Below are 13,527 nucleotides of genomic sequence, written 5' to 3'. Positions count from 1 at the left end.
CATATAACATTACATTTGTATAAAAATAAAAGATAATTTATGACAAGTTCAGCTAAACGATTTGGGACTGCGCCGGTTTTCTTTACGGCAATATCTACAATTCTTGGTGCTATACTTTTCCTTCGATTTGGTTTTGCTGTGGGAACTTTGGGCTTTTTAGGGGTTATTTTAATAATTGTTTTAGGTCATTTGGTTACAATTCCTACTGCCTTAGCTCTTTCCGAAATAGCAACAAATAAAAGGGTTGAAGGGGGTGGAGAGTATTTTATTATTTCTCGCTCGTTTGGGTTGAATATTGGAGCAACTATAGGAATTGCGCTATACCTTTCTCAGGCCATTAGCGTTGCTTTTTATGTGATAGCCTTTACCGAATCGTTCCAATTCCTTTTCGATTACCTATATAATGACCTTGGAATATTCCTCCCTCGACAGGTGATTAGCTTACCAGTGATGATTGGATTGTCGGTATTGATATTGAGAAAAGGAGCAAATCTTGGTGTTAAGGCACTTTACTTTGTGGTGGCTATCCTTTTTGTTGCCATTATTATGTTTTTTGTGGGAACTACAGATTATTCTAGTGGTGCTCAAATCTCCGATTTGCTTGTAAAGTTTACAAATGCCGATAAGTTTTTCTTTGTCTTCGCCATTATATTCCCTGCATTCACTGGGATGACTGCTGGTGTTGGTCTTTCAGGCGATTTGAAAAATCCATCTAAATCAATTCCAATTGGAACCATCTCTGCAACACTTATTGGAATGGTCATATACTTTTTGATTTCTTACAAACTTGCAGTTTCGGCTTCGCCAGAAGATTTGGTTTCCAATCAGCTAATAATGGGTAAAATAGCCTTAGGTGGGGCGTTTATTGTGCCATTAGGATTGGCTGCATCAACTATTTCATCAGCATTGGGTTCCGTTATGGTTGCACCACGAACCTTACAAGCATTAGCAAATGATAGTGCTTTCCCCCATCCTAAAATTAACCGCTGGTTGGCTGCCGGCCGACAATCCGATAATGAGCCTGTACATGCATCGCTAGTAACATGTATTATTGCCATACTTTTTGTTGCACTAGGAGAAGTTGATACTGTTGCAAGAATCATTTCAATGTTCTTTATGGTAACATACGGCTCATTATCATTAATATCGTTCTTAAATCACTTTGGAGCTTCACCGTCCTACAGGCCATCATTTAAATCAAAATGGTGGGTTTCGCTACTTGGTTTTGTAGTTGCAGTTTGGGTGATGTTTAAAATCGATACGGTTTATGCAGTGTTGGCAATTTCACTTATGGTATTGATGAATGTTTATATCAACTATTACCACAGCAATCGTAAAGGGCTCTCGTCGATATTTGCTAATTCTCTTTTCCAGGTTAATAGGGCTTTGCAGATATTCTTACAACATAAGAGCAAGGACAAAACCTTTATGGAGTGGCGCCCAAGTGCCATTTGCATTACCGATGCCACCTTTGAACGCGATAATGCGTTCCGCTTACTCAACTGGGTTGCTTACCGCTATGGATTTGGAACCTACCTGCATAGAATAGAAGGCTATTTCTCTAGCTCAACTTATGAGGAATCGCGTAACGTGCTTAAACGAATTCTTAGCAATATTGAAAACGAGGAGAACTTTGTTTATATCGATACTATAATCTCACCATCTTACACTACTGCCATTGCAAACTCTATACAAATTCCTGGTATTGCAGGGATGGAAAATAATATGGTGATTTTAGAGTACGATAAGGAAACCAGGGAGGGCCTATCGGATATACTTGATAATTTTAAATTGATTACTGCTGGTAATTTCGATGTTTGTATTCTTGCTTCGAGTAGAAGGCCTGTATATCCAAAGAATGGTATTCATGTTTGGATTAAGTCGACCGATGAGGAAAATGCTAACCTGATGATACTGCTTAGTTTCATTATTTCGAGCCATCCATTTTGGCACAAGGGGCACATTAAGGTGTTTAGCCTTTGTAAGCCAGGGCAGGTTAAAGAGCAGCGCAGCCGTTTGCGTGAGCTAATGGTTAGTGGCCGTTTGCCTATACTGCCCGATAACATAGAGATAATTGTTAATGAGGACGATGTTTCACCTAAAAAGATTATTAATGAGCGTTCGCAGTATGCAGGACTGGTTATTTTAGGTTTCCGTCAGGAGCTGATTGACCATGAAGATGAAAAGTATTTTGATGGATACGACAATTTGGGTGAAACGCTATTTGTTTTCTCAAAATACCGTAAAGAGATTGAGTAATTGATGTTCGTGTTTTACAGCCTCATATACTTTTGTACTCGGTTTTGTTATTTGATTCTAGTAAAGTATAAGATTAAGCACGATAGAAAAATCTTTATGAAATAATGATTCCTGAAGGTTGTGTCGCAGAGTGCAGGGGGTGCAGTCACAGGGAAATGACTATGTCCGAAAGCCTTTTGCAGAAATTTGAGTTTGTAAGGGGGAAGCTTTCTGATTGGGCCGATTTGGTTGAGCCTGTTCATTCAGTAACTGATAAAAATTGTTGGGGGTATAGGGACAAAACAACCTTAAGTGCCAGGTTCGATGGTGTTGAGTGGCAACTAGGAATGTGGCGACGCGATGAGTTTATTCCTATTCCCTACTGCCCTATACATTCTCCTAGGTTGAACGGCTTGCTTAATGCCATTAGGCAGGCAATACCCAAAAGCCAATCATTTGCACTGGCTTACATAGTTGTGTCGGGAGCACAGGTGGTGCTTGTGATTAAGTCAAAGCAAAAGCCCAATGTGAATTGGCTAAATTGCCAACTTGTAAAGGAACTTGAAAGTTTTGGGGTGGAAGGTTTATGGTATCATTTGAATCCATCTACTGGTCGAAGGATTTTTGAAAAATCAGGGTGGCATTTAATTTGGGGAAAGCCGCGTTCTGTCGATTATAACGGGTTGATTTATGGGCCTGCTGCTTTTCAGCAGCTTATACCAGAATTATACAACCAATCGCTAGATTTGGCTGAGCAGTTTTTACAACCTTCAAATCATGTTGCTGTGGTTGATTTATATTGTGGAACAGGGAATTCCATGTTGCGATGGGTTAGGCAAGGCGCATCAGTAATTGGTGTGGAATTAGGTGGCGAAGCAGTTGAGTGTGCTCGTATTAATGTTCCCGATGCAACTGTTTTGAGGGGCGCCTGCAGGCATCGTGTACCACAGGTAAGGGATTGGGTAAATGAAAAACGCATGGAAGGGAAAAGTGTTGTGCTCTACGTTAACCCGCCACGAACAGGCCTTGAAGTGGAGGTGCTGGATTGGATTATTGCTGAAGGAAAACCAGACAGAATTGCATATCTTTCCTGTAGCCCAGGAACTCTCTCAAAGAACATTTCATACTTAGCTCAAAATGGTTACGATGTGGTACGTTGCATACCCTTTGATTTTTTCCCACAAACACACCATGTTGAAACCCTTGTCCTGCTTCAAAAGTGTTGATTTAATGGGGCTGTATCTATTTTGACTTGTTATATCACCCTAAAAATTATTATCTTGCATCTGTTTAAAACATTTCGTTATGAAACGGACTTTCATTACTGCAATTCTCGCGTTTAGTATAGTTTCTTTTAATTCAGGTTTAGCATGCACTACAGCCATAATTAGTGGCAAGGTTACACCCGATGGCCGTCCGTTGCTATGGAAGCATCGCGATGCTGACAATTTTAATAATAAAGTAGTGTATGAAGTTGGGCCAAGGTTTAGGTATCTGGCGCTAATTAACTCCGATGACCCGGAACGGCATGTTTGGGCTGGGACTAATAGTGCTGGTTTCTCTATTATGAACTCAGCATCATACAATATTAAACCAGATACCGACTCTACAAGAAAACAAGATTTGGAAGGGCTAATCATGAAGTTGGCTTTAGGTTCTTGCGCTACTATAACCGATTTTGCACAGATGCTCGACACCTTGCCTAAACCGTGGGGTGTTTCAGCAAATTTTGGGATTATTGATGCAAAGGGTGGTGCTGGCTATTTTGAGGTTAACAATTTCTCATATCGATTTTATGATGCCAACAGCAATACCGATGCTCCCGATGGTTTTTTGGTTAGAACAAATTTCTCGGTTTCTGGCGAATCAAATAAAGGTGCTGGCTATATCCGTTTTGCTACTGCAACAAATTTGTTGAAAGAGGCAAAAGCTGCAGGAGACCTAACCCCTGAGTTCCTGCTTACAAATGCAACCGTTAGCCTTAAGCAGGAATTTACTAATATTGATTTGACTAAAGAGATTTCAAAAGTTGACAAAATTGTTTCCTTACGTGATTATATTCTTCGTTATTATTCTTCCTCAACAGTTGTTATTCAGGGTGTTTTGGCGTTAGAACCCACAGATTTTTCTACAATGTGGGTAAAGTTGGGCTTTCAACCAGCATCTGTTGCAGTACCCTTATGGGTTGGGGCAGGTGGTGTGTTGCCCCAACTAATTACAGCTCCAGGAACCCAAAATGCAAAACTTTGCGATTATACCTTACAATTGAAAAAGAGTTGCTTCCCCTTAGAGAATTGGGATGAAGGCAAAAATTATGTTTTATTAAACAGCTTGGTTAATAAAGAGCAAACAGGTTTAATTCAGCTTACAAGGGTGTTTGACCGTGAGATAATTCAGCGAACTCAGATGAAGTATGAAAAGTGGCGAAAATTCGAGTTTAATCCTACAGAAGCGGCTAATTTTTATATTGAACTAAACCAAGATATACAACATTTCTATAAAACATATTTCGATTTATAGTTATGCGTAAACGATTAGTAGTGCTAACTGGTGCAGGTATTAGTGCAGAGAGTGGAATTAGAACCTTCCGCGATATGGGTGGTTTGTGGGAGGAGTATGATGTTATGGAAGTGGCGAGCATTGAGGGATGGCAAAAAAATCCTCAACTAGTTCTTGAGTTCTATAATCAGCGAAGAAGACAGCTTAAAAGTGCTAAGCCAAATGCTGCACACTTGGCAATAGCCAATGCAGAGAACGACTTTGACATTTATGTGATAACACAGAATGTCGATAATTTGCATGAACGTGCAGGCAGCTCAAAAGTGATGCATTTGCATGGCGAACTGACTAAAGCACGACCAGTAAATAATCCAAATAATATTATCGATATTGGCTACAACGACATAAAATGGGGCGACAATATTGATGGTTATCAATTGCGACCTCATGTGGTATGGTTTGGCGAGGATGTGCCTATGCTTACCGAAGCTGCCAAGATTGTCCAAACCGCAGAAATATTTGCGGTAGTTGGAACATCGTTAAACGTTTATCCTGCTGCAGGTTTGTTGGACTATGCTCCAAAAGGTTGTCCCATATATCTTATTGACCCAAATGATGTTAACGTTTGGCGAAATGATGTTACTTTTATTAAGGATAAAGCATCGGTTGGAGTTCCAGCGATGCTGAAAATGATTAAAGATGAAACACCATAGACTTTTTATCATCGCACTTGTTGCATTGCAACTTTCTTTTGTTGATACCTTTGCTCAGGGTTTTAAGGGCGGTGTAACTCTAGGTGTTGCAGCTACTCAAGTCGATGGCGATACCTATGGTGGCTTTGATAAGGCTGGTCCTATTCTTGGATTTTGGGTAGAGCGAAATTTGGTTGCTAATTGGTTTTGGAGGGCTAATTTTAGATTTATTCAAAAGGGAAGCTTCGCAAAAATCAAAGACTCCGATATGACTGATTTTTATAGAATGAAGCTTAACTACTTTGAGTTACCCTTCACTTTTGGATATCAGTTTGTAAATGGTTTTAGCGCTATTGCTGGCACTTCTGTTGGTTACCTAACAAAAGCAACCGAAGAAAATTCACTTGGAACTTTCCCTGATTCAGATGCTTTTTCGTTTAGGAAGTTTGAAATTGCCGCCCTTGCTGGCATGGAGTATAATTATAGCGAAAATTGGCGATTTGGTCTAATGTTATCTTATTCTATAATCCCAATTAGGCCATATAACGATAACATTTCTTATAGAATGGATACTGGTCAACGTAATAGAGTGATTGAGTTTTTAGTTGTTTATCGGTTTCAATAATGCGTAGGATTCTTTTTGTAATTGCTTTTGTTAATTTGCTAGCCAGCGAAGTTGTTCTCTCTCAAGATTTCAAAAATTCTATCGATTTAAGATTTCGAACTGGATTTATAGTCCCTCATCATGGTTACATGAAGTATTTTATTACCGAAAATGTTACTGGGTTTCAGCTAAACTATGGAATTCAAACTAGTGGTAAAAAGTTGTGGCATTGGGAGTATAATTTCCCCGTGGTCGGAGTTGGCTTGCACCATTCAGGCCTAGGTAATGAAAGTTTGTATGGCTCTTTGACTGGACTATACTTTTTTATAAATAGAGAATTTTTAAATAAAGATAGCCGTTTTAACATTGGAAACACATTGTCTGTTGGTCTAAGTTACGCTTCAAAATGGCACGACAGGGTTAGCAACAGAGAGAACATGGTGTTAGGTACTCCAATAAATGTTTTTTTTCAGTATGAGGTGAATGCCTCATACAGAATAAGTAGAAAGCATTTAGTTTCGATGAGTTTAGGGGTGGCCCATGCTTCAAATGGAAGTGTAAAAGAACCAAATTTGGGGTTTAATATTCTTACGAGCGCACTTAGCTATAGGTACTTATTCGGAAAAAAACTTTTAAAGCCTGTTGAAAAACCAGCAGATGACACTCCTTATAGTGTCCTAAACCTCGCCTTTTTTGGTAGCGAAAAGGCTATCGATGGTTTTACTGGTAAGCAGTATGGAATTTTAGGTCTTTCTATGGAAAAATTATATAGGGTTGCTCCCCTGTCAATGCTTGGAGCTGAGCTTTGTATTTATTCCGATGGCTCCATACCCGATTTGATGGTTGATAAAAACGATAATTCTATAAATCCTAAAGCCTCAGATAAAGTTGCCATTTCGTTAAATGCTACTTATTTGCTAAGTTTTGGCAGGGTCTCCATGGCATTTCAGCCTGGCATCTATTTGAAAAATGGATTTTATGGATTGGCTGGTGTTACCAACAAGGCAGGTTTGCGTGTAATGCTTAACAAAACCCTCCAGCTATCTGTAGCCATCAAGGCGCATTGGTTGGCCCAAGCCGATTTTATAGAGGTAGGATTAAGGTATTCAGTTGAAAAGCATGAGAAATAGATCTTTAGCCATATTGTTAGTGCTAGTTTTGTTGAGCCAATCGTGTGAATGGCTCTCTGACAGCATTGCAGGTGATGTTACTACTCGTAAAGTGAACCTGTTAACTCACTATGATAGTTTCGATATAAAGGGCTCTTTCAATGTTACACTTTATCCTGATACGGTTGGTTATGCATTGATTAGGTGTCCGGAAAATGTACAACCTGATGTGAAGCTATATTTTGAAGATGATAAGCTCCTTTTAAGAGAGAATGTGAATGGCAGATGGCTTAAAGGGTATCCAGTTATTGATATTGAGGTTCATTTATCTCAGATTCCTACAATCGATATCCGTCAGCCTTGTAAGTTTAGGATTCCTGTTAAGTTTAAATCGAGCAAATTCTATTTCATCGATTGGGGCAATTATACCGATTGCTATGCAAATGTTGAGGTTGATTACATAAGAATAGATGCTTCTGGCGAAAGCTTTGGAAAGTATATTGTGGAAGGCTCAGCCGTAAGTTGCGATTTAAATGTAAGGGGTGGAGCAATTTTCAACCTGAAAAATACTACGCTAAGGAGGTGCGTGGTTAATCATGAATGTGTTGAGGATGTTTATCTTAATGTGGAAAATCGACTCGAAGCAAACATCTATTCATCTGGTAATATCATACTTCATGGAAATCCTGAGGTTACTCTAAATCGCATAGGGACTGGTAATGTTATTTTTGAAGATTAAAGGGTTCTAAAAGATGATAGTTAATGTTGTTTCTTTTACCGTTCCTTTTCCTCCTGATTATGGAGGAGCAATTGACGTATTCTACAAATTGAAAGCCCTATCGGAGCTTGGCCTGAAAGTTATACTTCATTGTTATACATATCGAGATAGAACTGTTAAGAAGGAGTTAGAAGACATATGCTTTAAGGTGCACTATTATGAGCGTGATTTAAATCCTGTTTTTCTATTCTCAAAGCTGCCTTATATTGTAAGATCTCGTTCAAACAGTAGGCTTATTGAGAACTTGCTAGGGAATGAATATCCAATTCTGTTCGAGGGTTTGCATACAACCTATCCTCTATACACAGGATTGTTAAAAGGTAGAAAAATTATAGTAAGAACCCACAATGTCGAACATAAATACTATGCCGCATTAGCACAATCAGAGAGTAACCTTTTAAGGCGGTTATATTTTAAATTGGAATCGCTTAAACTAAAAAGATACGAATCGGTGTTAAACAATGTCGATTCGATTGCTGCGATTTCGCCTAACGATCTTGACTATTTTCAGAAGTATAGTACTAATGTTTTTTTAGTAACCCCTTTTCATCCATTTGATAGGTTAGATGTGAAAAAGGGGAGTGGTGACTATATCTTAATTCATGCCGATTTGTCGGTAACTGAAAATGTGAAAAGTACTATTTGGCTCATCGATAATGTTTTGAAAAGAGTAAAGCATAATGTTGTTATTGCTGGGAAATCACCCCAGCAAGTATTGTATGATAAATCGAAAGGCGTTAGCAACATACAAATAATCAATGATCCCAATAGAGCCCAAATGGATGAGCTTATACAAAATGCTCATATAAATATAACGCACTCCTTAAATTCTCAAGGATTTAAGTTGAAACTACTATACTCTCTTTTTAAAGGTCGGCACTGCCTGTGCAATAGGGAGGTTGTACAGAATACAGGACTCGAAAAGTTATGCAATGTGGCTGACTCAGCCGATGATTACGTTGGTTTAATCAATTTGCTTATGTATAAGAAATTTGAAGAAACTTCAATTCTTGAACGAGAATCGCTGCTTGGTAGATTCTCAAATGCCTGGCAAGCAGAAGTTTTGGTTAAATATTTATTGGGATGATTTTTAGCTATGAGAAATAATAATACTCAAAATTTATGTAAACGAGTGTTTGATTTAATGTGTTGATTTAAAACGTTTTCGATATATACAGATATGCTATAGAATTATGCTAAATAACATAAATGTATAAATAAACTTGCACAAAAATTAAAAATTTCCATACCTTTGTCTCGGATTCATATCTGGGACTATTATGATTAAAAAAGTACTTATTGCTAACCGGGGCGAAATAGCAGTCCGGGTTATCAGGTCGTGCCGCGAAATGGGAATAAAATCGGTTGCCGTTTATTCAGATGCCGACCGTCGTTCATTACACGTTCGTTATGCCGATGAGGCATATCACATTGGCCCATCGCCTTCAAATGAGAGCTATCTTAATGGCGATAAGATTATTGAAGTGGCAAAACAATCAGGTGCCGATGCCATTCATCCTGGTTATGGTTTCCTGTCGGAGAATGCTGAGTTTGCACAAAAGTGCAGCGAGGCTGGAATTGTTTTTATTGGCCCCGATCCAAAGGCTATAAATCAAATGGGCGATAAAATAACTGCCCGTCAAACCATGATTGAGGCTGGAGTGCCGGTGGTGCCAGGTACTCAGCAGAAAGTATCCGATATGGAAACCGTTCGCAAAATTGTTGATGAAATCGGCTTGCCTGTAATAATAAAGGCGTCAGCTGGTGGTGGGGGGAAAGGCATGCGCCTAGTACGTAAGGCCGAAGAATTGGTTTCAGCTGTTAAACTGGCTCAATCGGAGGCACAGTCAGCTTTTGGCGATGATACGGTTTACATTGAGAAGTACGTTGAGTCGCCACATCATATCGAATTTCAAATTCTTGCCGATAGGCATGGTAATACCGTTCATCTGTTTGAACGTGAGTGTTCTATTCAACGAAGACACCAAAAAGTAATCGAAGAAACTCCTTCGCCATTCATAACTCCAGAATTGCGCGAGCAAATGGGACAAGCAGCTATTGCCGCTGCTAAAGCTGTAAACTATGTTGGTGCTGGAACTATAGAGTTTTTGGTTGATGCCAACCACAACTTTTATTTCCTTGAAATGAATACCCGCTTGCAGGTTGAGCATCCTATTACTGAGCGTGTAACAGGAGTAGACCTTGTAAAGGAACAGATTCGGATTGCTTCTGGTTTGCCAATTTCATTTAAGCAGGAAGAGGTTAAACAGCATGGGCATGCAATTGAATGCCGTATCCTTGCCGAGGATCCGTTCAATAATTTCATGCCTTCTCCCGGATTAATAAGGCATATTAGTGAACCAAATGGTTTAGGTGTGCGTACCGATGGATACGCATACGAAGGCTATGAAATTCCCCTGTACTACGACCCTATGATTAGTAAACTTATTGCCTGGGGGCGTGATAGAACAGAGGCCATTAACCGAATGAAACGAGCCCTCTTTGAGTACAAAATAACTGGAGTAAAAACATCAATCCGATTCCTTGAGCGTATTATGGATAACCGCGACTTCCGACTTGGTAACTACAATACGCACTTCATTCAGGAGCACTTTGATGAGCTAATGAAAACAGAAACAAAAGGCGATAGAGTTTTTGAGGATATGGCAATAATTGCTGCTTATTTCGATTTCATTACCAAGATGGAAAAGGTAGCAATGAGCGATTTTGCCGTATCGCAATCTGAGAATTGGAAAACTTACGGTATTAAGCGCAGCCTTATACCCTATTAATTAATCATAGCTATGGGACTTGAAGTTAAAATTGGCGATCGTATTGCCGATGTGAAATTGGTGCGTCGCAATGAAAATATTGTTGTTTTTGAGGTCGATGGAGTTGAATACGAGGTAGATATTGCACAGGTTGAAAATGGTGTTTACTCTATTATCCACAATGGGAAATCGTATAACATTGAGATAATACCCGGCGATGGACCAAAAAATTATTTTGTAAACACATTTTATAACTCACAAGAGGTTGAGATTATTGATGCCCAAAGCCGATATCAGCGTAGCCGCAAGGCGCTTGAAGACCAAGGAGCCGATAAGGTGATATCTACCCCAATGCCTGGTCGTGTGGTGAAAATTCCAGTTGCCGAAGGTGAACCTGTAGAAAAAGGAACAACCGTTATTGTTATTTCGGCAATGAAAATGGAAAGTGAGTACAAAAGCCCAGTGGATGGAGTTGTGAAGAAAATTCATGTGAAAGAGGGCGATAACATTAATGCCAACCAACCATTAGTAGAAATTGAATAAAAAATCCATTAACCTTTCTTTAACCTAAATCCAATGAAAACACTTGATGAGCTATATCAGGAGTTAGAGCGTCGTAATGCTTTGGCCGAGCAAGCCGGAGGTCCCGATCGTATTGCAAAGCAACACGAAGGAGGGAAAAAAACTGCCAGAGAAAGAATAGTTGAGTTGCTTGATCCAGGAACTTTTAACGAAATAGATAAACTCGTTACGCATAGGGCTACCGATTTTGGAATGGACAAAAAGCACATTCCAGGTGATGGAGTCGTGGCAGGTTACGGTAAAATAGATGGCCGTTTGGTTTATGTTTATGCCTACGATTTTACAGTTTTTGGTGGGACTTTAAGCCGAGCTAATGCCGATAAGATAATCAAATTGCAACAGCTGGCCACAAAGATGGGCGCTCCAATTATTGGTCTGAACGATTCTGGTGGTGCCCGCATTCAGGAAGGCGTACAGAGCCTTGCAGGTTATGCTGAGATTTTTTACAATAATGTTCGTAGTTCTGGTGTTATTCCCCAGATAACCTGTATTATGGGACCATGTGCTGGTGGAGCTGTGTATTCGCCAGCACTAACCGATTTTATCATTATGGTTAAGGATACCAGCTATATGTTTGTAACTGGACCAGATGTGATAAAGGCGGTAACGCACGAGGAGGTTACAAAAGATGAGCTTGGCGGCGCAATCACCCATAATGCTAAAAGTGGTGTGGCCCATTTCGTGGCCGAAAATGATGAGCAGGCTTTAATGCTTCTTAGGGAGTTGATGAGCTTTTTACCTGCTAATAACATGGAGGAACCTCCTGTTGTTCCTACCACCGACGACCCCTTACGCGAAGACGAGAGCCTTCAAACATTAATTCCAGCCGACCCCAATAAACCATACGATATTAAAGACCTGATTTTAACAGTAGTTGACGATAAGAACTTCCTTGAGGTTCAGCCTCTTTTTGCAAAAAACATAGTTGTTGGTTTTGCGCGTATGGCTGGGCATACTGTAGGTCTTGTTGCAAATCAGCCCGCTCACCTTGCAGGTGTGCTCGATATCGATGCATCGGTAAAAGGTGCACGCTTTATCCGTTTTTGCGATTCGTTCAATATCCCTATTGTAACCTTTGTTGATGTTCCGGGATTCCTTCCTGGAGTTAACCAGGAGTCGAATGGCATTATTCGCCATGGAGCTAAACTTTTATATGCCTATTCCGAGGCAACTGTTCCTAAAATTGCTGTAATTACTCGTAAAGCATACGGTGGTGCTTACTGTGTGATGTCGAGCAAGCAGGTGGGTGCCGATGTGAACTTTGCCTATCCCATGGCCGAAATTGCAGTTATGGGCCCCGAAGGTGCCGTAAACATACTTTATAGGAACAAGATTGATAATGAGGAAACTCGTCAGCAGCTAATTGACGAGTATCGCGACAAGTTTGCCAACCCTTATCAAGCTGCAGAGCTGGGGTATATCGATGAGGTCATTTATCCAAAGCAAACACGAGCTAAGTTGGTACAAGCTTTAGAAATGACAAGAACCAAAAGCCAACAAAATCCTCCAAGGAAACATGGCAACATTGTTCTTTAGCAAATGGATTTAAAATCAATCTTTCAAAGAAACAAGATTTGGGCTGAAAAGAAAATATCGGATAAGCCAGACTACTTTATTGATTTAGCTAGGGGGCAACAGCCTAAAATTTTATACATTGGCTGTTCCGATAGCCGAGTTTCTGCTGAAGAGATAATGGGAGTTGAACCTGGTGAGGTATTTGTGTATCGAAACATTGCCAACCAGGTTCCCAATTCCGACTTAGCCTCCATGGCTGTTATCAATTATGCAGTCACAGTTTTGGAGGTTGAACATATTGTTGTTTGTGGCCATTATCGCTGCGGAGGTGTTGAGGCTGCTTTGCAACCAAAGGACATGGGGATACTTAATCCATGGCTGCGAAATATCAGAGATGTTTACAGGCTTCACCGACCTGAACTTGAAAAGTGCAATTCACCTGTCGAAAAGAATAAAAGGCTAGTTGAACTTAATGTTCTAGAACAGTGTGTAAATGTTTTAAAAACATACGAGGTGCAAAAGGCTATTCGACAAAATAAGATTTCTGTTCATGGGTGGGTTTTTGATTTAGAGTCGGGGTTGCTAAAAGATTTGAATATCGATGTTAACCATATACTTGAAAATATAATGACGATTTATCGAATTGAATAGGAGAAGAAAATTATTCTGATTGAAACAGATTTTTTTTGAAATAAAAGCATTATTGAGATATTGAAGCCATATAATTGTTTAACACCAA

The 13,527-nt window shown here is 39.7% G+C and carries 12 protein-coding genes; all 12 read left to right on the top strand.

What is annotated here, in order from left to right; genetic code table 11:
- The first annotated feature begins 39 nt into the window (after nucleotides 1-39).
- Nucleotides 40-2,259: an amino acid permease gene (locus FHG85_RS09885; RefSeq protein ID WP_173075407.1), complete on the top strand. Its 2,220-nt coding sequence runs from the start codon at nucleotides 40-42 to the stop codon at nucleotides 2,257-2,259.
- Nucleotides 2,260-2,420: 161 nt separating this feature from the next.
- Nucleotides 2,421-3,464, top strand: coding sequence for a class I SAM-dependent RNA methyltransferase (locus FHG85_RS09880; protein ID WP_173075405.1), 1,044 nt, complete (start codon nucleotides 2,421-2,423; stop codon nucleotides 3,462-3,464).
- 79 nt (nucleotides 3,465-3,543) lie between these two features.
- Nucleotides 3,544-4,758, top strand: coding sequence for a C45 family peptidase (locus FHG85_RS09875; protein WP_173075403.1), 1,215 nt, complete (start codon nucleotides 3,544-3,546; stop codon nucleotides 4,756-4,758).
- 2 nt (nucleotides 4,759-4,760) lie between these two features.
- Nucleotides 4,761-5,450: an SIR2 family NAD-dependent protein deacylase gene (locus FHG85_RS09870; RefSeq protein ID WP_173075400.1), complete on the top strand. Its 690-nt coding sequence runs from the start codon at nucleotides 4,761-4,763 to the stop codon at nucleotides 5,448-5,450.
- Nucleotides 5,437-6,054, top strand: coding sequence for a porin family protein (locus tag FHG85_RS09865; RefSeq protein WP_173075398.1), 618 nt, complete (start codon nucleotides 5,437-5,439; stop codon nucleotides 6,052-6,054). The genes FHG85_RS09870 and FHG85_RS09865 overlap by 14 nt, the downstream gene beginning before the upstream one ends.
- Nucleotides 6,054-7,163: an acyloxyacyl hydrolase gene (locus tag FHG85_RS09860; protein ID WP_173075396.1), complete on the top strand. Its 1,110-nt coding sequence runs from the start codon at nucleotides 6,054-6,056 to the stop codon at nucleotides 7,161-7,163. Before FHG85_RS09865 ends, FHG85_RS09860 begins: the two co-directional genes overlap by 1 nt.
- Nucleotides 7,153-7,881, top strand: coding sequence for a GIN domain-containing protein (locus tag FHG85_RS09855; RefSeq protein WP_173075394.1), 729 nt, complete (start codon nucleotides 7,153-7,155; stop codon nucleotides 7,879-7,881). The genes FHG85_RS09860 and FHG85_RS09855 overlap by 11 nt, the downstream gene beginning before the upstream one ends.
- Nucleotides 7,882-7,894: 13 nt before the next feature.
- On the top strand, nucleotides 7,895-9,007 hold the full coding sequence (locus FHG85_RS09850) for a glycosyltransferase family protein (protein WP_173075392.1): 1,113 nt from the start codon (nucleotides 7,895-7,897) through the stop codon (nucleotides 9,005-9,007).
- A 193-nt stretch (nucleotides 9,008-9,200) separates the two neighbouring features.
- Complete coding sequence (gene accC / locus FHG85_RS09845; protein ID WP_173075390.1) at nucleotides 9,201-10,712, top strand: acetyl-CoA carboxylase biotin carboxylase subunit; 1,512 nt, start codon at nucleotides 9,201-9,203, stop codon at nucleotides 10,710-10,712.
- Between the two features lie 12 nt (nucleotides 10,713-10,724).
- Nucleotides 10,725-11,234: a biotin/lipoyl-containing protein gene (locus FHG85_RS09840; RefSeq protein WP_173075388.1), complete on the top strand. Its 510-nt coding sequence runs from the start codon at nucleotides 10,725-10,727 to the stop codon at nucleotides 11,232-11,234.
- A gap of 33 nt (nucleotides 11,235-11,267) precedes the next feature.
- Nucleotides 11,268-12,809, top strand: a complete 1,542-nt coding sequence (locus FHG85_RS09835; RefSeq protein WP_173075386.1) for an acyl-CoA carboxylase subunit beta — start codon at nucleotides 11,268-11,270, stop codon at nucleotides 12,807-12,809.
- Nucleotides 12,810-12,812: 3 nt separating this feature from the next.
- Entirely contained in the window at nucleotides 12,813-13,439 is a 627-nt protein-coding gene (locus FHG85_RS09830) for a carbonic anhydrase (protein ID WP_173075384.1), read from the top strand.
- Nucleotides 13,440-13,527 lie beyond the last annotated feature (88 nt).

It is taken from the genome of Tenuifilum thalassicum (assembly GCF_013265555.1).
GTDB lineage: Bacteria > Bacteroidota > Bacteroidia > Bacteroidales > Tenuifilaceae > Tenuifilum > Tenuifilum thalassicum.
This window is presented reverse-complemented; position numbering and strand designations above follow the sequence as displayed.

Coding starts and splice junctions, on each gene's coding strand:
- FHG85_RS09885 (WP_173075407.1), top strand. CDS start 40: ATGACAAGTTCAGCTAAACGATTTGGGACTGCGCCGGTTTTCTTTACG.
- FHG85_RS09880 (WP_173075405.1), top strand. CDS start 2,421: ATGTCCGAAAGCCTTTTGCAGAAATTTGAGTTTGTAAGGGGGAAGCTT.
- FHG85_RS09875 (WP_173075403.1), top strand. CDS start 3,544: ATGAAACGGACTTTCATTACTGCAATTCTCGCGTTTAGTATAGTTTCT.
- FHG85_RS09870 (WP_173075400.1), top strand. CDS start 4,761: ATGCGTAAACGATTAGTAGTGCTAACTGGTGCAGGTATTAGTGCAGAG.
- FHG85_RS09865 (WP_173075398.1), top strand. CDS start 5,437: ATGAAACACCATAGACTTTTTATCATCGCACTTGTTGCATTGCAACTT.
- FHG85_RS09860 (WP_173075396.1), top strand. CDS start 6,054: ATGCGTAGGATTCTTTTTGTAATTGCTTTTGTTAATTTGCTAGCCAGC.
- FHG85_RS09855 (WP_173075394.1), top strand. CDS start 7,153: ATGAGAAATAGATCTTTAGCCATATTGTTAGTGCTAGTTTTGTTGAGC.
- FHG85_RS09850 (WP_173075392.1), top strand. CDS start 7,895: ATGATAGTTAATGTTGTTTCTTTTACCGTTCCTTTTCCTCCTGATTAT.
- accC (WP_173075390.1), top strand. CDS start 9,201: ATGATTAAAAAAGTACTTATTGCTAACCGGGGCGAAATAGCAGTCCGG.
- FHG85_RS09840 (WP_173075388.1), top strand. CDS start 10,725: ATGGGACTTGAAGTTAAAATTGGCGATCGTATTGCCGATGTGAAATTG.
- FHG85_RS09835 (WP_173075386.1), top strand. CDS start 11,268: ATGAAAACACTTGATGAGCTATATCAGGAGTTAGAGCGTCGTAATGCT.
- FHG85_RS09830 (WP_173075384.1), top strand. CDS start 12,813: ATGGATTTAAAATCAATCTTTCAAAGAAACAAGATTTGGGCTGAAAAG.